This is a genomic window from Rhodococcus sp. PvP016 (genome assembly GCF_017832185.1).
GTDB lineage: Bacteria > Actinomycetota > Actinomycetes > Mycobacteriales > Mycobacteriaceae > Rhodococcoides.
This window is the reverse complement of record NZ_JAFIBH010000001.1, coordinates 2,160,843-2,177,067: the sequence shown is the minus strand read 5'-3', so window position 1 is coordinate 2,177,067 and position 16,225 is coordinate 2,160,843. Positions and strand designations below refer to the sequence as shown.

The 16,225-nt window shown below is 67.7% G+C and carries 19 protein-coding genes and 1 tRNA gene; 9 read left to right on the top strand and 11 right to left on the bottom strand.

Features of this window, described 5'->3' with window-relative positions:
* Positions 1–238 precede the first annotated feature (238 nt).
* The 3 genes from JOE30_RS10185 to JOE30_RS10175 all read right to left on the bottom strand — a co-directional run bounded on the left by JOE30_RS10185 (position 239) and on the right by JOE30_RS10175 (position 2,247).
* Positions 239–676: an effector binding domain-containing protein gene (locus JOE30_RS10185; protein WP_204866461.1), complete on the bottom strand. Its 438-nt coding sequence runs from the start codon at positions 674–676 to the stop codon at positions 239–241.
* Positions 673–1,140 carry an effector binding domain-containing protein gene (locus JOE30_RS10180; RefSeq protein WP_204866459.1) on the bottom strand — a complete coding sequence of 156 codons (468 nt, stop codon included), beginning with the start codon at positions 1,138–1,140 and terminating at the stop codon, positions 673–675. Before JOE30_RS10180 ends, JOE30_RS10185 begins: the two co-directional genes overlap by 4 nt.
* Positions 1,141–1,275: 135 nt before the next feature.
* Positions 1,276–2,247, bottom strand: a complete 972-nt coding sequence (locus JOE30_RS10175) for a DMT family transporter (RefSeq protein WP_204866457.1) — start codon at positions 2,245–2,247, stop codon at positions 1,276–1,278.
* 111 nt (positions 2,248–2,358) lie between these two features.
* Here JOE30_RS10175 and JOE30_RS10170 point away from each other — a divergent pair, with 111 nt between their 5' ends.
* From JOE30_RS10170 to JOE30_RS10155, 4 genes are all read left to right on the top strand, one after another.
* Entirely contained in the window at positions 2,359–2,901 is a 543-nt protein-coding gene (locus JOE30_RS10170) for a CGNR zinc finger domain-containing protein (protein WP_204866455.1), read from the top strand.
* A 247-nt stretch (positions 2,902–3,148) separates the two neighbouring features.
* Complete coding sequence (locus tag JOE30_RS10165; protein WP_204866453.1) at positions 3,149–4,393, top strand: aspartate aminotransferase family protein; 1,245 nt, start codon at positions 3,149–3,151, stop codon at positions 4,391–4,393.
* Positions 4,390–5,424 carry an SDR family oxidoreductase gene (locus tag JOE30_RS10160; RefSeq protein ID WP_204866450.1) on the top strand — a complete coding sequence of 345 codons (1,035 nt, stop codon included), beginning with the start codon at positions 4,390–4,392 and terminating at the stop codon, positions 5,422–5,424. The genes JOE30_RS10165 and JOE30_RS10160 overlap by 4 nt, the downstream gene beginning before the upstream one ends.
* A 26-nt stretch (positions 5,425–5,450) precedes the next feature.
* On the top strand, positions 5,451–5,945 hold the full coding sequence (locus JOE30_RS10155) for an SRPBCC family protein (protein ID WP_204866448.1): 495 nt from the start codon (positions 5,451–5,453) through the stop codon (positions 5,943–5,945).
* Here JOE30_RS10155 and JOE30_RS10150 read toward each other — a convergent pair.
* The gene (locus JOE30_RS10150) at positions 5,932–7,248 is read right to left on the bottom strand and encodes an MFS transporter (protein ID WP_204866446.1); all 1,317 of its coding nucleotides are present in this window, start codon (positions 7,246–7,248) and stop codon (positions 5,932–5,934) included. The two genes, JOE30_RS10155 and JOE30_RS10150, sit on opposite strands and share 14 nt — an antisense overlap.
* 149 nt (positions 7,249–7,397) lie before the next feature.
* Between JOE30_RS10150 and JOE30_RS10145 the strand changes: the two genes are divergently transcribed.
* Positions 7,398–8,147 carry a hypothetical protein gene (locus JOE30_RS10145; RefSeq protein ID WP_204866444.1) on the top strand — a complete coding sequence of 250 codons (750 nt, stop codon included), beginning with the start codon at positions 7,398–7,400 and terminating at the stop codon, positions 8,145–8,147.
* A gap of 13 nt (positions 8,148–8,160) precedes the next feature.
* On the opposite strand, the gene JOE30_RS10140 is transcribed toward JOE30_RS10145, so the two are convergent.
* The 5 genes from JOE30_RS10140 to JOE30_RS10120 form a co-directional block, all read right to left on the bottom strand.
* Positions 8,161–8,236: transfer RNA gene (locus JOE30_RS10140), tRNA-Ala, on the bottom strand.
* A 62-nt stretch (positions 8,237–8,298) separates the two neighbouring features.
* Positions 8,299–9,063, bottom strand: coding sequence for a gephyrin-like molybdotransferase receptor GlpR (gene glpR, locus JOE30_RS10135; protein WP_204866441.1), 765 nt, complete (start codon positions 9,061–9,063; stop codon positions 8,299–8,301).
* A gap of 208 nt (positions 9,064–9,271) precedes the next feature.
* Positions 9,272–9,922, bottom strand: coding sequence for a GNAT family N-acetyltransferase (locus JOE30_RS10130; RefSeq protein WP_204866439.1), 651 nt, complete (start codon positions 9,920–9,922; stop codon positions 9,272–9,274).
* A 31-nt stretch (positions 9,923–9,953) separates the two neighbouring features.
* Positions 9,954–11,210, bottom strand: a complete 1,257-nt coding sequence (glp, locus tag JOE30_RS10125; protein WP_056447044.1) for a gephyrin-like molybdotransferase Glp — start codon at positions 11,208–11,210, stop codon at positions 9,954–9,956.
* 32 nt (positions 11,211–11,242) lie between these two features.
* Complete coding sequence (locus JOE30_RS10120) at positions 11,243–12,199, bottom strand: UTP--glucose-1-phosphate uridylyltransferase (protein WP_204866438.1); 957 nt, start codon at positions 12,197–12,199, stop codon at positions 11,243–11,245.
* A 63-nt stretch (positions 12,200–12,262) separates the two neighbouring features.
* Here JOE30_RS10120 and JOE30_RS10115 point away from each other — a divergent pair, with 63 nt between their 5' ends.
* The 4 genes from JOE30_RS10115 to mscL all read left to right on the top strand — a co-directional run bounded on the left by JOE30_RS10115 (position 12,263) and on the right by mscL (position 14,574).
* Positions 12,263–12,862 (top strand): 5-formyltetrahydrofolate cyclo-ligase, encoded by a 600-nt coding sequence (locus JOE30_RS10115; protein ID WP_204870221.1) that lies wholly within the window; start codon positions 12,263–12,265, stop codon positions 12,860–12,862.
* Between the two features lie 93 nt (positions 12,863–12,955).
* Positions 12,956–13,291: an FmdB family zinc ribbon protein gene (locus tag JOE30_RS10110; RefSeq protein ID WP_204866436.1), complete on the top strand. Its 336-nt coding sequence runs from the start codon at positions 12,956–12,958 to the stop codon at positions 13,289–13,291.
* A gap of 89 nt (positions 13,292–13,380) precedes the next feature.
* Positions 13,381–14,037 carry an SAF domain-containing protein gene (locus JOE30_RS10105; protein WP_204866434.1) on the top strand — a complete coding sequence of 219 codons (657 nt, stop codon included), beginning with the start codon at positions 13,381–13,383 and terminating at the stop codon, positions 14,035–14,037.
* A gap of 93 nt (positions 14,038–14,130) precedes the next feature.
* Positions 14,131–14,574 carry a large-conductance mechanosensitive channel protein MscL gene (mscL, locus tag JOE30_RS10100; protein WP_204866432.1) on the top strand — a complete coding sequence of 148 codons (444 nt, stop codon included), beginning with the start codon at positions 14,131–14,133 and terminating at the stop codon, positions 14,572–14,574.
* Between the two features lie 80 nt (positions 14,575–14,654).
* Here mscL and JOE30_RS10095 read toward each other — a convergent pair whose 3' ends face one another.
* Positions 14,655–15,077, bottom strand: coding sequence for a hypothetical protein (locus JOE30_RS10095; RefSeq protein ID WP_204870219.1), 423 nt, complete (start codon positions 15,075–15,077; stop codon positions 14,655–14,657).
* Positions 15,078–15,324: 247 nt separating this feature from the next.
* Entirely contained in the window at positions 15,325–15,963 is a 639-nt protein-coding gene (locus tag JOE30_RS10090; RefSeq protein ID WP_204866430.1) for an MspA family porin, read from the bottom strand.
* Positions 15,964–16,225: the final 262 nt, after the last annotated feature.

Sequence of the window (16,225 nt, the reverse complement as noted above, 5' to 3'; positions counted from 1 at the left end):
GGCCGGTGCTCCGAACCGCCGGTGTGAATCCCGTGTCACACCCTTCTACTGCGCGTGATCATGATAGGCACAGGTTGGACTCGAACACCGCCAGAGAAATGCACTCGAGACAAAATCACAATGCCGAACAGCATTCGAGCGAGTCCTGGCACCGCTCCGACTCCTTCTACTCGTCGGTAGGTTCTTTATCGCGGCGAGAGCCGACTTCTCGTCCGTCGACACCGGACGTCGGCGCACGTCATTGCAGCGAGACGGAGACGAAGATCTCGACGTTTCCGTCGGGCGCGAGGCACTCGAACTCCACCCCGCCGGCACGCACGATCGAGCCGTCGGCAATGGCATCCTCGGCCTGCGCCCACGCATCCTCCGCCCGGTCGGGCAGAGTCATCGAGGGGGTGAAGACGGCGAACGCTCCCGACGGAACCGTGACGAAGACGTCGCCGATCGGCACGTCGTCGACATTCCCCCGAGGAACACCGACGACGACGTTGCAGACCCCACGCTGATCCGGGACGTAGACGGTGTAGACGTCGGCGTCCTCCGGCTCGCGTTCGCGGATACGTTCACGCAGGAACACGACGAGATCGCTGGCGCTGCCCTCGGGACCGGGATCGACACCGGGTACGACCAGACCCCCGAACACCATGCTGGGACGAGCGACGAGACGAAACGTCATCCCGCACCGCCGACGCCCCGAGAACCGGGCGCCGCGACCGGAACGTACATCTCGATCTTGTACGCGTGGGGATACACCTCGAACTCACCGGTGAAAGCGCGAGTGAAGGACCCCATCTCCTCCGCGTGGGTGATCTCGTTCCACAGCGTCGTCAGAACCTGCGGGAAATTGCCGACCGCAGAGAATTTCGCATAGCGCCCCGCCGGCACACGCGCCACGATATGACCGCGGCGCACGTCACCGTCGGCGACGCGGTACCCGACGATCTGCGTGCTGTAGGACCCGATCGCGGGAACGAAGTCGGTGTACACCGATCCGAGCGGTTCACCGATGTCCTGGTTCAGGATTCCGGACCACGCGCGTTCGAGATTGGTGTCGTAGAGCGAGCCCAACGCCCGTTTCGGGCTGCGCACAGGGAGACCCGCAACCCACGTTTCCGCGAGGTCGACGAATTCGATGGTCATGACGGGCTCCCGTGCAACGGCTTCGATGTCCGCGTGGTGATCACTGCCATTCCGGCGGACCGGCACTCGCGACCCCGCCCGGAGAAGTGCCCACCCGCCGAACACCACGACGCGCCCTCACCATACAGTGCCGCGTCAGGGGAGAACGGATACCCCGTGAGATCCGTCCATTCCTGCCGAGGCCGGCAGCGCCTCCACGAGCGGCGGCGCATCGGAGCGCCACTGCACCACAGCGGCTCCCGTCAGAATTGCTGCACCACCTGCGATTTGAGTGAGAGACACCGTCTCGCCGAGCAGGAGCCACGCGGCTCCCACCGCGCACAGCACCTCGACCAGCGCGATCACCGACGCGGTCGAGGCCCCGAGCGCGCGGGACGCCATGATCCCGAAGACGTACGCGACGGCCGCGGAGACCAGGGCGAGCACCGCGACGGCGGTCCACCACGGCCACGCCCGGCCGTCGAGAGCCACGTCGTTCGTCGACACGTGCAGCGGAACCATTCCCAGCATTCCGGCGACGCCGACCACAATGGCGCCCACCGCCAGTCCGGCGGCCGAGAGAACCAACGGATCGACGGCGTCACCCTGTTTCGCGGACACCACGAAGTAGAACGCGAGACACACGGCGGCGGACAGACCCCAGAGCACTCCGACAGGATCGAACACGGCGCCGTCGAACACGTCGAGCACGACGAGGGCGCCACCGAGCGCGAGTGCGACACCCGCCATCGTCGTCGGACGGGGGCGCCGCCGGGTGGTGATCGCGATCCAGCCGATCACCAGGACCGGCCCGAGGTACTCGAGCATGAGTGCGACACCCACCGAGAGGTGTTGGATCGCATTGAAGAAGCAGACCTGGGCTCCCGCCACCGCGACGACGCCGTACGCGACGACGGTGACGGGAGCCGAGAGCAGGCCACGGAGTGCGCCGCGGCGCAGCAGGACGACCACGGGCAGGAGGATCACCGCACCGCCCACGATGCGAGCGAGCACCGCGGACTCGGGCGACCACCCGGTGTCGGTGAGCGCCTTCGCGAACGGGCCCGACATTCCGAACGCGATCGCGGAGGTCGCGGCGAACGCGACACCGGAACGGGAGCACACCATGAGCGACCCTTTCGAGGGACCCGGCCACACCGTCGGGCACGTCGCCCGTCATGTCATGACCGTAACTGTAGATTGGTCATGACATTAGAGACCAGGGAGGTCAGGAGTCAAATGCTTTTTGCTCATGACACACGCACGGCGCTCGTCTGGGCCGCGGCGCTGATCAACACGGCCGCCAACGGCGAGGACCACCTCGCCGACGTGGAGACCCTGTCCTCGATGCTCGACGAGCACGAGTGGACGGGGCGCCGCGACGGCACGCAGGAGGAACTCGATGCCGTGCGGGCCCTTCGCCCGGCCTGGCGGGCGCTGTGGGAGACGGGCGAACCCGACGCCGTCGTACCCGTCGTCAACGCGATGCTGGCCGCATCCGATGCCCGCCCGTACCTCACGCGCCACGGCGACTGGGGTTGGCACATGCACGTCAGCGACGACGACGCGCCCCTCGTCGACCGCATGACGGCCGAGACCGCCGTCGCCCTCGCCGACATGGTGCGGTCGGACGAGCTCGAGCGTCTCCGCCTGTGCGACGCACCGGACTGCGACGCGGTGCTCGTCGACCTCTCCCGCAACCGTTCGAGGCGGTACTGCGACACCGGAAACTGCGGCAACCGCGCCCACGTCGCCGCGTACCGGGCCCGCAAGCGGAGCTGACCACACCCGGTTCAGGTGAACCGATATTCGCATATTTTCCGATGCTCGGAGCCGCTTCCCGGTCACGCGACCAGCCACTCGGAGCTGCCCTGCAGGATAACGGTGATTCGCGTCATCTGTTGTCGCACAACATTATCGGACCATGCGTCCACTTTGACGCCACCTGCAGCCGGGGTTACCGTCGGTGATCGCGGCGACCCGCCGGGCCGCACGCCTCATCGCTTCTCCTCGTCTCGGGAGCCACACCATGTCGATCTCGACGTCCCTCGACGGGCGGGTGCAGAGCCACACCCGCGCGCATCTGTCCGAGTCTCGTGCACGCGTGGCCTCCATGCTGGGCGACATCGTCGAGGACCGTTCCCTCGGAGCCAGGCTGTGGTCGACCGACGACGTCGAGTACCTCAACTGCGGCGGGTACGGGACCCTCCTGCTCGGTGCCCGGCATCCCCGCGTGGTCGACGCGGTGATCGCTCAGCTCGGTCGCCATCCCGTCTCCACCCGCACCCTGCTCGAACCTCGGGTGGCCGAGGCCGCGGGGGCACTGGCGGCCCGCCTGCCGGACCCGCTGTCGAAGGTCTACTTCGGCGCCTCCGGAACCGAGGCCACCGAAGCCGCCGTCAAGATGGCGTGCAGCGCCGGCCACCACCGACTGATCGGGGCGAGCCGCGGCTACCACGGCAAGACCCTCGGCGCGCTCGCCCTCACGGCGAATCCGTCGTATCAGAACCCGTTCCGTCGGCTGTTCACCGCGGCGACCACCGTTCCGTACGGCGACGTCCAGGCACTGTCGGACGCACTCGGCGACGACGCCTCCGACGCCTGCGTGGTCCTCGAACCCGTTCAGGGCGAGGGTGGGGTCGTGCTCCCGCCCCGCAACTACCTCGCGGTCGCCTCGGCACTGTGCCGTGAACGCGGAGCCCTTCTCGTGATCGACGAGATCATGACCGGGCTCGGACGCACCGGCCTGATGTGGGAGAGCGAGCGGGACGCCGTCGACGCGGACATCGTCCTCGTGGGAAAGAGTTTGGGCGGCAGCGTGATTCCCGTGTCGGCCGCCGTCGCGACACCGCGCGCCTTCCGTGCCTTCGACATCGACTTCGGCATCCACACGTCGACCTTCTCCGGTGCGCCGCTGGGAATGGCGGCCGCGTGCGCCGCGCTCGAGGTCATCGACGACGAGAAGCTGGTGGCGCGATCCGCACGGACGGGCGCGCGACTGCTGCACGAGTTACGCATTCTCACAGCGAGTCTCGGGACCGTGGAGGTCCGCGGTCGAGGGTTGCTCATCGGGCTCGACTTCGGCGACGCCGGTACCGCCGGCCGGTTCCTGCTCGCGCTGCTCGACCGGCGCGTCGTGGCCAATCACTCCCTCAACGCCAGTCCCGTCGTGCGTTTCACTCCCCCGGCCACGATGACCGAGGCCGATGTCGACTGGATGCTCACCGCCGTCGGCGACGCGCTGCGCGAGACGTTCTCGAAAGGACACCTGTGACGATTCTGCTGACCGGAGCCTCCGGCGTCGTCGGACTGCCGACACTCCGCGCCCTCACCGAGGACCACGACGTCATCGTGCTGGAAGGTCGACGCGCCGTGCACCATTCGGGAGTCACCGTCCGCGGTGATCTCCGAGCGCCGCACCTCGGACTCGACGACCGGACGTGGTCCGCCCTCACCCGCGACGTGGACACCGTCGTGCACTGCGCAGGCGTCGTGGACTTCGGGATCGACGACGCGTCCACCCGGGCCGTCAACGTCGACGGAGTCCGCCACATCGTGGAGCTCGCCCGGGAGGCGTCGGCGCGCCTGGTGCACGTCAGCACGGCCTTCGTCGGCCAACCCGTGATCCCGGACGTCACCGGTGGACTCGCCACCATGCATCCCGGTGCGTACATCGCCAGCAAGAGGGACGGCGAGGATCTCGTGCGGAGCAGCGGCCTGGACTGGACCATCGTCCGCCCGTCCATCGTGTGTGGCGATTCCGAGACCGGTGAGATCTCCGAGTTGCAGGGGCTCCACACCCTCGTGCGCGCCTTCCTGCGCGGGACCTTGCCGGTCGTCCTGTGCGAGGACGCGCTGCAGTACGACTTCGTGCCGTGCGACGTGGTCGCACGGTCGATCGCGACGGTGGTCGACCACCCGAAGCGGTACGACCGCGAGCACGTGTGGGTCACCAGCGGGGCCGCGGCACTGGACATCGACTCGCTCGTCGCCGTGCTGGTCGACGAGGCCACCCGCCTCGGTATTGCGGTGGACGCGCCTCGCCGGCTGCACCCGGACGTGTTCCAGCGCCTGTGGAAGCCGGCCTTCTTCGACCTGCTCGACCCCGCGTCGCAGACGAAGTTCGCCAATCTTCTCGCCTCCGTCGCGAACCTGTTCAACACCAGCCCGTTTCCCACGTCGCTCGGATCCGGACCCCTCCCGCCCGCGCAGACGTCGGACACCATCGAACGCTCCGCCCGCCTCACCGCCCGACATCTGGTGGAGCGCTCCCCCGGCGCCTATCCCGTCCTGCAGTCCGCCTGATCGTCGATCCCCTTCGGAGAGTTCTCATGTCCCCCAGCATCATCAGTGTGATCGCCACCCTCAGCGGCATCACTCCGGACGACGTGTTCGATCGGGTCAGCGACTTCGCCTCCTTCGGCGATCACGTACCCATGGTCGACCGCATCACCGTGACGGATCCCGAGTCGCGGGACGCGGCCGGGTACGTCCGATCGTCGTCGTGGTCGACGCACTTCCGCGGCGGTCTGCTGCAGTGGGTCGAGACGGACACCGTCGACGTGGCAGGCCGCACCGTCACCTTCGAGCAGTCGAGCGGCGATCTGGGATCGTTCGACGGCCGGTGGGCGGTGCGGGAGACCGCCGACGGCGGCGTCGAGATGGCCTTCGACGCCGCCGTCGACATCGGCATTCCGTCGATGGCCGACATGCTCAATCCGGTCGCCGCGCAGGAACTGGCCACCGGCGTGCACCAGATCGTCGACGGGCTCTTCGGCTCGGGAGTCGTCTCCGTCGAGACCGGGTCGCGGCTCACCCAGCGCTGACGGACCGTGCCTGCTCGGCGTCCAGGAAGGTCAGTGCGCGGTTCTTCAGGACGAAGACGTACACCACGAGCGAGACACCGATGGCGATGGTGACGTAGATGCCGAAGGCGTCGAGCGCATCCTTCTCCTTGGCCGCTTCGTAGATCACCGGGGCCGTGCCACCGAACATCGAATTGGCCAGTGCGTAGCCGAGTCCCAGTCCCAGAGCGCGCACGTGCGCCGGGAACAGTTCCGCCTTCACGATCGCGTTGATCGAGGTGTAGCCGGTGAGGATGACGTAGGTGCCGGCGAGCAGCAGGAAGGACACCATCGGCGTCTCGACCCGCGGCAGCAGGTTCAGGAAGGTCCACGACCACAGCACGCCCGCGATGCCGAACCCGACGAGCAGCGGCTTGCGCCCGATCTTGTCGCTCAGCAGTCCGCCGAGGGGCTGGATCACCATGAGCAGCACCAGCGCAGCGAGGTTGATCCACGTCGCCGTCATGCCCTGATCGGCGTAGGTGCTCTTGACGATGAGCGGCCCGTTGACGCTGTAGGTGTAGAACGCGACGGTGCCGCCGAGGGTCACGAGGAAGCAGATGAGCAGCTGCTTCGGGTACGCGGTGAACAGCTCGGTCATCGAGCCGCTGCGCTTGCCGTCGACCTCGGTCTGCAGGGATTCGTCCATGCTCCGACGCAGGAACAGCACGACCACGGCGCCGAGGGCACCGATACCGAACGCGATGCGCCAGCCGAAGGAGGCGATCTGCTCGTCGGTCAGGACACTCTGCTGGATCAGCAACGTGACCTGGGCGAGGACGTGACCGCCCACCAGGGTGACGTACTGGAACGAGGAGAAGAAGCCGCGCAGCCCCGGCGTCGCCGCCTCGGACATGTACGTCGCCGACGTTCCGTACTCCCCGCCCGTCGCGAAGCCCTGCAGCAGACGGCAGAGAACGAGCATGACCACGGCGGCCGACCCGATGGACTCGGCTGTGGGGGTCAGCGCGATGAGCAACGACGCTCCCGCCATCAACGAGATGCTGAACACCAGCGCGGGACGGCGCCCGTGCCGGTCCGCGTACCGACCGAAGAACCACGACCCGATGGGGCGCATCACGAAGGTGATCGCGAAGATGCCCATCGTGTAGATGCCCGCGTTGGGCTCACCGTCGGCGAAGAAGCTCGACTGCAGGTACGACGCGAAGACCGTGTAGACGTACACGTCGTACCACTCGACGAGGTTGCCGAGTGATCCGCGGATGGTGTTGAACACCGCCCGCTTCGTCGAGGGAGGCCCCGCGGGGATGGCTGTCGTGGCCATGGATGGTCACCTTTCGGTCCGGTGCAGGGGATGCACCGAAGGAACACTAGGTGTGACCGGCGCCATATGAGGCACGGCTGCGGGCAGTCTTTACAGACACTTTGCAAACCCGACCGAGGCTGTCGGTGGGACCTGCCACCATCGCCGACATGACGACGACGCCGGCGCTCCCCGAAGCGTGCCTCGCGTGGTGCAGCACCCGTTCCTACGAGTACGACGTGCTGGGTGATCTCGCGGAGATCGACCTCGACTGGTGGAACAGTCGACTCACGAGCGCGCGGATCCCGGTGCGGGTCCGCGCCCGAGGTCTGGACGGAGACGTCGTCGAGACCGGCACCGGCTTCCTGCGCCGCGGCGATCTGCAGACCATCGGGGGCGGGTGCGATCTGACCACCGTGTATCACTGCGCCGCATGGCTCGTCGGTCATCGAGACCGAGACCGCGCTCGCCGCTTTCCCGATGCGCGGGATCTGGAGGAGCCCGCCGGCGACCGTCGGCTGCACAGCGTTCGGCAGGCGCTGGACGAGTGCCGCCGCGCACCGGCGCTCATCGACGTCGGTCCGCACCGGGACTGGTCCGGCTGGCCGAGGGCCACGGGATTCGGGCGCGTTCCGATGTCCCTGTACGTGTGGGCGATCGGGTCCGAGAGCATGCTGCACCGCCCGCAACTCCTCGACCAACAGGCGCTGTCGGAACTCGTGCACCTGGGGTGGGTAAACAATCCCTCGGTGTCGGCCATGACCGTGCGGCGCTATCTCGACTACTGCGAGGTGCTCGACGAGTGGGCGAGACTGGGCCACGTACGTCCCGAATTGATCGAGATGTGGCTGGTGCGGTCGTGGCGGAGCCGACGCGAGAAGCCGTCGCCGTTCCTGGACGAGTTCCGCGATGCGCTGTGACGAGAGTCGAACGTGGTGGAGCTGAGGGGAATCGAACCCCTGACCTTCTCGATGCGAACGAGACGCGCTACCAACTGCGCCACAGCCCCTGACCCGGCGAACCAGGATCGTCTCGAACTCTAGCAGCCCCGCGGGACTGCCAGAAATCCGGTCACTCCCCCGCTGCGCGGCGCATGCGGACGTCGAGGTGGGAGTCGCCGACGTGCTCGTCGTAGTGCTCGAGATGGTCGAACGCCGGGTCCTCGTCGTCCACCTCGAGCACCACGGCACCGGGACGACGCAGACGCTCGGGAGTGAGCTTGAGCTCCGGGTCGGTGCTCGACTCGACACCGAGGCGCGAGCGCTGCAGGCGCTGCATGCGCCGACGACGGATGTCCTCCTCGATGCGCACCTGGCGGCGGAGGTAGAACAGGTAGGACGACAGCCCGACGATGGTGACGGCGAAGACCCACCAGAAGATCGGGCTCGCAAGGAATCCGAGCGCCGCGGACATCGCGATGACGAACACGGAGCCGAGCACCGTGCGCTGACGGAACGCGTAGCGGGCCGCGCGCGCGATGGCGTCGGCCTCGGGATCGAAGCCGCCGCGGCCGCGTCGCTGCGGCACGAAGTCCTCCGAGAAGTACTCGTCGACGTGCTCGTCGCTCTCGTGGCCGTGCTGGGTCTCCATCGGATCCTCCGAAAGCGAGTCGGTCGAGTGCAGGTCGTCGTCGGACGGGCGCCAGTCGGGGTCGCTGCGATGCCCTGCCGCGGGGCCGGGATCGACGCGGAGCCGTGCTCCACCCCGGTGCAGGACCCGTGTCGCGAGCGCGACGTCGGTGGTGCGGCGGATGCGCGGGCGCGATTTCACCACCATCGGCACGAGCACGAACAGCCAGATGGCGACGAGGCCGATCCAGATCACCGAATTGGGCACACCCACCACCTCCTGACGTGAATCACATTCATGTGAGCTTGCACGTCAGCGTAGTGGGGAGCGGTGAACCGCCGACGACGACGCGCCGAACACGAGTGCACTCATGTCACTCCAGTCACAGGCCCGCGCTTCCCGTAGTGGTTGCGTGTTCCCGCGGACACTGCAGCACGCGCGGGAACACGGAACCCCTACGGGAATCGCAAGGCAACTACCGAGACCACGCCGCCCGGCCACTGCGCACCAGCACGTCGGCCACCGTCCCCGACGTCTCCCCCACCGTCATGGCGACGAGGATGTGGTCGCGCCACGCACCGTCCACGTCGAGGTACCGCTGCAGCAGGCCCTCCTGGCGGAACCCGACGTTACGCAGAACCGCTTGGCTGGCAGCGTTTTCCGGCCGCACGGTGGCTTCGAGCCGGTGCAGTCCGGCGGATGAGAAGCAGTGATCGACGCCCAGTGCGAGTGCTGCCGTCGCGACCCCCTGCCCGCCGACGTCCTTGGCCACCCAGTAGCCGATCCACGCCGATCGAAGGGCTCCGCGGACGATGTTGCCGACCGTCAGCTGCCCGACGAAGGTGCCGTTCAGTTCGATGGCGAAGGGCAGCATCATCCCGCGCCGAGCCTCGGCCTTGAGGCTCGAGAACAGGGGCGGCCACGACGACATCGCGTGCCGCATGTCCCACGGTGCCTCACCGGTGGGCTCCCACGGTTCGAGGTGCGCACGGTTGTCGATGCGGGTCCGCGACCACACCGCGGCGTCACGCAGACGCACCGGCCGGACCGTCACCTCGCCCGCAGGAACCACGAGAGGTCCCAGCTTCGCCGGCCATCCGGGATGGCTCGACCACGATCGCGGCATACTTCGAAACCTTAGCGAAGAGGACGGAGCGTCAGCCGCGCTGCGCGAGGAATGCGACGTCGACCTCTTCGCCGGTCCGCACCTCGGTCACCTCGGGGTCGACCATGACCAGGCAGTTGGCCTCAGCCAGCGTTGCCAGCAGGTGCGACGAGCTGCCGGGAGCTCCGCCGAGTGCCTGCACGAGGTACTCCCCCGTGCCCTCGTCCCGCATGAGCTGGCCGCGCAGGTAGGCGCGGCGCCCGGCGATGGACGTGATGGGTCCGACGGTGCGGGCCGTGACGATGCGGCGCATGGGCTGGCGTCGACCGAGCGCGATGCGCACGAGCGGCCGCACCATCACCTCGAAGACGACGAGCGCACTCACCGGGTTGGACGGCAGGAGAAAGGTGGGCACCTCGTCGCGACCGAGCTGGCCGAAGCCCTGCACCGATCCGGGGTGCATGGCCACGCGGCCGACCTCGATGTCGCCGAAGTCCTCGAGCGCCTCGCGGATCTCCTCGGACGCGCTGCCACCGACGGCTCCGGCGATGACGACGATCTCGGAACGGATGAGCTGCCCCTCGACCACCTCGCGCAGCCGCTTCGCGTCACCGCTGACGATGCCGATGCGGTTGACGTCCGCGCCCGCGTCCCGTGCCGCGGCGGCGAGGGCGTAGCTGTTCACGTCGTACACCTGGCCCTGGCCCGGTGTGCGTTCGATGTCGACGAGTTCGCCGCCGATCGAGATGACCGAGAGGCGGGGGCGGGGATGCACCAGGACCTTGTCGCGGCCCACGGCTGCGAGGAGCCCCACCTGCGCCGCGCCGATGATGGTGCCGGACCGCACCGCGACGTCGCCGGGCTGCACGTCGTCGCCGATGCGGCGCACGTACTCCCCGGAACGCACGGGTGCGAGCACCTCGATGCGGCCGCGCGCGAACTTCGCTCGCTCCACGGGAAGAACGGCGTCGGCGAGAGTGGGAAGCGGTGCACCCGTGTCGACGCGGACCGCCTGCCGCGGTTGCAGACGGATGGGCTGACGAGACCCCGCCGCGACCTCGCCCACCACGGGCAGCGAGATGTCGACGGGCGCGCCGTCGTCGTCGGTCGCCGACCCCGCGGCAGCAATGTCCACACTGCGGACCGCGTAGCCGTCGATGGCCGCCTGATCGAACCCGGGCAGCGGGCGCTCGGTCACCACTTCCTCCGCGCAGAGCAGACCCTGCGCCTCGGAGATGGCGACTCGCACCGGCCGGGGGGCAACCGCGGCAGCCGTCACTCTCGACTGCTGCTCCTCAACCGAGCGCATCCGCACCTTCCGTCATCCGTGTCGACCGGGCGTCACTCGTAGGTCGTGAGCTCCGGTGCCCAGCTGTCGCTCAAGCGCTCCTGGAGCCACTCGCGCAATGCCGGACCGTAATCTTCGCGTTCCAGTGCGAAGTCAACCGCAGCGCGGAGGTAACCCCCGGGATTTCCGAGGTCGTGTCTCACTCCGCGGTGCACCACCACATGTACCGGATGACCCTCCTCGATGAGGAGAGCGATGGCGTCGGTGAGTTGCAACTCGCCGCCTGCGCCGGGCTCGATGCGTCGCAACGCATCGAAGATGGCCCGGTCCAGAAGGTATCGGCCGGCCGCCGCGTAGTTCGACGGCGCGTCCTCCTTCTTGGGCTTCTCCACCATGCCGTTGACCTTGAGCACGTTGGGGTTCACTGCGTCGGGCACGATCTCGGTGTCGAACACTCCGTACGCGGACACCGCGTCCTCGGGAACCTCGATGGCGCACAACACGGTTCCGCCGCGCTTGGCACGCACCCGCGACATCACGTCGAGCACACCCCGCGGCATCACCAGGTCGTCCGGAAGCAGTACGGCGATCGCGTCCTCGTCGTCGTCGAGCACCTCCTCGGCGCACGCGACGGCGTGCCCGAGACCCAGTGGCTCCGCCTGGATCACCGACTGGACGTCCAGAAGACCGGGCGCGACGCGGACCTTCTCGAGCATCTCGAGCTTGCCGCTCGCCTCGAGCTTGTTCTCCAGCACCAGATCCTCGACGAAGTGGGCGACCACACCGTCCTTGCCGGGCGAGGTGACGATGACGAGGCGCTGTGCGCCGGAATCGGCCGCTTCTCCGGCGACGAGCTCGATTCCGGGCGTATCGACCACCGGCAAGAGCTCTTTCGGTACCGTTTTCGTGGCGGGGAGGAAACGTGTTCCCATGCCTGCAGCGGGTACGACGGCCGTACGGAACGACGGCTTCTTGCCATCGGCCACGGACTCACTGTTTGCTGAGCTCATGCGCACACCCTATCCATGTAGACCGCGAATCGTCCTTCGCGAGACACTGGGGTTTCCCCCGTGATCAGTGACGACAAACTCGAGTGGAGGACACGCATACTCACTGCCCGCAGGCAACGAGACGTCCTCGCACGAGAGCGGGCGTCAGAGGCACTCTCTCACGCCGTGTCGGTTTTGGCCTCCGATGCACGGGAGCGCGGCGGGGACACTCTCGCCGCCTACGTACCGGTGGGTAGCGAGCCCGGAGACGTGACCATGCTCGACTCCGCACTGGCCGCCGGACTGCGAGTCCTGCTGCCCGTCGCGCGCGAACCGGGGCCACTGTCCTGGGCCGAGTACCGCGGACCCGACTCGCTCGTAGCGGCCGCGTACGGCCTTCGCGAACCGTCCGGCCCGACGCTTCCTCCCGAGACCGTCGCGGACGCGTCGATCGTGCTGGTACCCGCACTCGCGGTGGACCGCAGCGGCGGCCGCCTCGGCCGGGGCGCCGGCTTCTACGACCGCACGCTCGACGCCGTCCGGCCGGACGCGTGGCTGGTGGGTGTGGTGTACGACGACGAGCTGGTCGACGCGCTGCCCACCGAGACGCACGACGTACGCATGACCCACGCGTTGACGCCACTGTCGGGGTTGCAGCGGCTCGTCCGCGACGGTCGCGGCTGAGGAATAGCGCCACCTGCACGGCCGTTGACTCGATTGCCGACGCTGGCACTGTCGACTGTAGAGTGCCAGTCAGGGACCGACAGCGGAGGAAACGTGCCTACCTACTCTTATGCGTGCACCGAGTGTGACAACCGGTTCGACATCGTCCAGAAGTTCACGGACGACTCGTTGACGGTCTGCCCCGCGTGCTCCGGCAAGCTTCGCAAACTGTTCAACACCGTGGGCATCGTCTTCAAGGGCAGCGGCTTCTACCGCAACGACAGCCGCGGCAGCTCCAGCAGCAGCGAGTCGGGCTCCTCCGACTCCGGCAGCTCCTCGGACAGCAAGAACTCGAGCGAGAAGAAGAGCGACACGAAGTCCGACTCCACCTCGACCACCTCGAGTGAGAAGAAGTCGAGCAGCACCTCCACCCCCGCCGCCGCAAGCTGATCGTCCGCCCCGGGGACCGCTGAGCCGCTGTCCCCGGGCACCGTCGATCCTGGCCGCGTCCTGCGTCGCCCGCGTTCTACGGTCGCGTCATGTCTCCCACGGTCGATCACCCGCTGACTGCGCGCCTGTTCGACCGCATCCCGCCTCTACCGCCGCGTCTGCGGTCACCTGCCGCTCGACGCATGCTCGCCGCTGCTCTCGTGGGGCTCGCCGTCGTCTCGACCTATCGAACCGACCCGTCGCGGACCGAGGTCTCGGTCGTCGTGACCGCCGCAGACCTCGCGCCCGGAACCTCACTCACGGCGGCCGACGTCACGCTGACCCGCGTCGACTCGTCTCTGCTCGCGGACGGAACGCTGCGGTCGGTGGACGACGCGGTGGGACGGACGGTCGCCGGACCCGTCCGATCCGGCGAGGCGCTCACCGACGTCCGATTGCTGGGGCCCCGGCTGGCGTCCACCACCCTGCCGTCCGGTGATGCCCGTATCGTGCCGATCCGCCTCGCCGATCCCGAGCTGGCGCAACTGCTTCGAGCCGGCGACGTGGTCGACGTGGTGCGGGCGGCGCCGGACGACACGTCGCCGTCCGGGGTGATCGCCGAGAGCGCCACCGTGGTGATGGTATCCGCCCCGAGCTCCGGAGTGTCGCGACGCGACCAGCTCGTCCTGGTCGCCCTGCGCGCGGACGACGCGTCGGCCGTCGCCGCTGCATCACTCTCCGATGCACTGACGGTCCTGCTGCGGTGACCGTCCCGGGCTTCGCCGCGCCCATCGAGGCGGTCTGGTCGGTTATTCTCGTCGTGGCTCAATCCATGATCGACGAGAGTAGGGGCGGATCGCATGTTGAAGGGCTTCAAGGACTTCCTGCTGCGCGGGAACGTGGTCGACCTCGCGGTCGCGGTGGTCATCGGTGCGGCCTTCACGGCCATCGTCACCGCATTCACCACCAACATCGTGAACCCGTTGATCTCGTCCATCGGGGCGAGCAATGAGCTGGGCTGGGGTTTCCTGATCCGCTCCGGCAACGACGCGACATTCGTGAACATCGGGGCCGTCATCACCGCGGTGATCAACTTCGTCATCATCGCGGCGGTCGTCTACTTCGTGCTCATCCTCCCGGTGAACACCGCGAAGAACCGCTTCGCGACGAAGAAGGAGAAGGCCCTGAGCGATCAGGACATCCTGATCCAGATCCGGGACCTGTTGGCGGAGGGCCGGTCCGACGGCGTCAAGACCACCTCGGACGGCATCACCGGAAACACGAAGCCGGACACCACCACGTAGTCACCCGCAGACACGACGAAGGGCTCGTCCCCACCGCACGGTGGGGACGAGCCCTTCGTCGTCTGTTCGGACGAGCGGGATCAGTTGAACGTGACCAAGGGGAACTCGTCCAGAGTGATCGCGGTGCCGGCCGCGGAGCAGGCATCGACCACGGCCGCCGAATTGTCGACGAACGCCTGACCGGACGAGCTGTCCGGCTCGGTGAGCTCGAGCGAATCGGCGGGAAGCGCTCCGATGAGGGTGCTGAGCGAAGACGCGACGTCACCGGTGGCGGTGTCCGCGAGCGGTTGGAATTTCTGCATCTCGGCGGTCTTCGCGTCGGTCCAGGTCTGGACGTCCGTGTCGGCCGGGCCGGCCTTGACGAGCGCGGTGAACTGGTCGTACGTGGTCTCGAAATCGGTGCAGGCGGTGGCGTTCTCGGACGAGTCGTCGGACGACCCGGAATCCCCGCTGCTGCAGGCGGACAGGCCCACCAGGGCCGTGAGGGCGAAAGCTGCAGTCATCACACGAGTCGCGGTACCGGAGTTCATGCCGACCATTCAACAGGACGCGTGGACGTCGGAACGCAGTGGGGCGGTGCACCTTCGGACACTGGTGACATGCCACCGACCGCCGTCATACACCATTGTCACGCCTCACGAACACGACGAAGCCCCACCCGGATGACCCGGATGGGGCTTCGTCTGTGTTCAGATCTGCTGTGGCAGCGGACTACCGATCAGCAGGCAACTGATACCGGCTGGGCCAGGATCAGTTGAAGCGCCACGGCTTGCCGTAGGTGACTGCGGTGTCGCCATTGCTGGAGACGACCTTCACGTACGGGCGAACCGAGACGTTGCCGGCGATGTTGGTCGCGGTGCCGTGCACGTTCGAGATCTGGATCTCGGTGCGCTCGCCCGAAGCCGAGCCGGTGCCGACCTCGACATCCTCGATGCCGGGGCCCGGCTCGAGGGTGACCGTGGTGCCGACCTGCGGGAGGATGTCCGAGACGGTGAAGTCGTCGGTGCTCACCGAGAGCTGAGGGGTGGTGTAGTTGAAGGTCAGCTCTCCACCCAGCGAAGCCGGGTAGCCGAACTGGTAGCCGAGGGTGATGTCGCCCTCGAAGTCGGCGGCGTCGGGGCCGGTGACCTCGACGATGGCGCGACCGTTGTGGAACCACTCACGGGTGAGGGGGCTTCCGTCGAGCGGGAAGACGCTGTTGATGAAGGTGTCGGCCTGCGAGACCGTGATGGTGTTGCCACCACCGTCGACGACGGAGTTCGAGTCGTCGACTGCTGCAGATGCCGAGCCGCCACCGACGACCAGGCCGACCACTGCGGCACTGGCGACCACTGCGGTACGCATGGACTTGAGCCCCCGGCTGCGCCGCGGCTTCTGAATTACGGTCATGTATTTCCTCATCATGTTCGTCCCGCGGCGTGTTCGCCTCGGGTGCGCTGTCGGGCTCTGACGTCCTCCCGAGCGGTTCGCTTGCGAGCGAACCGTATCAGGCGGCGACTGCAAGCTCATGGCTTACGCGTCGGGCAGTGCAGGAACACAAGTTGGACGCATCCTCGTATCGATTCAGCATCCACCGTTGAACCTGAGCGAAACCTTAGAGGGTGATTCGGACCGTGACAATCCCTACGTTCGCGGCGTTGCGTCCGTGAAC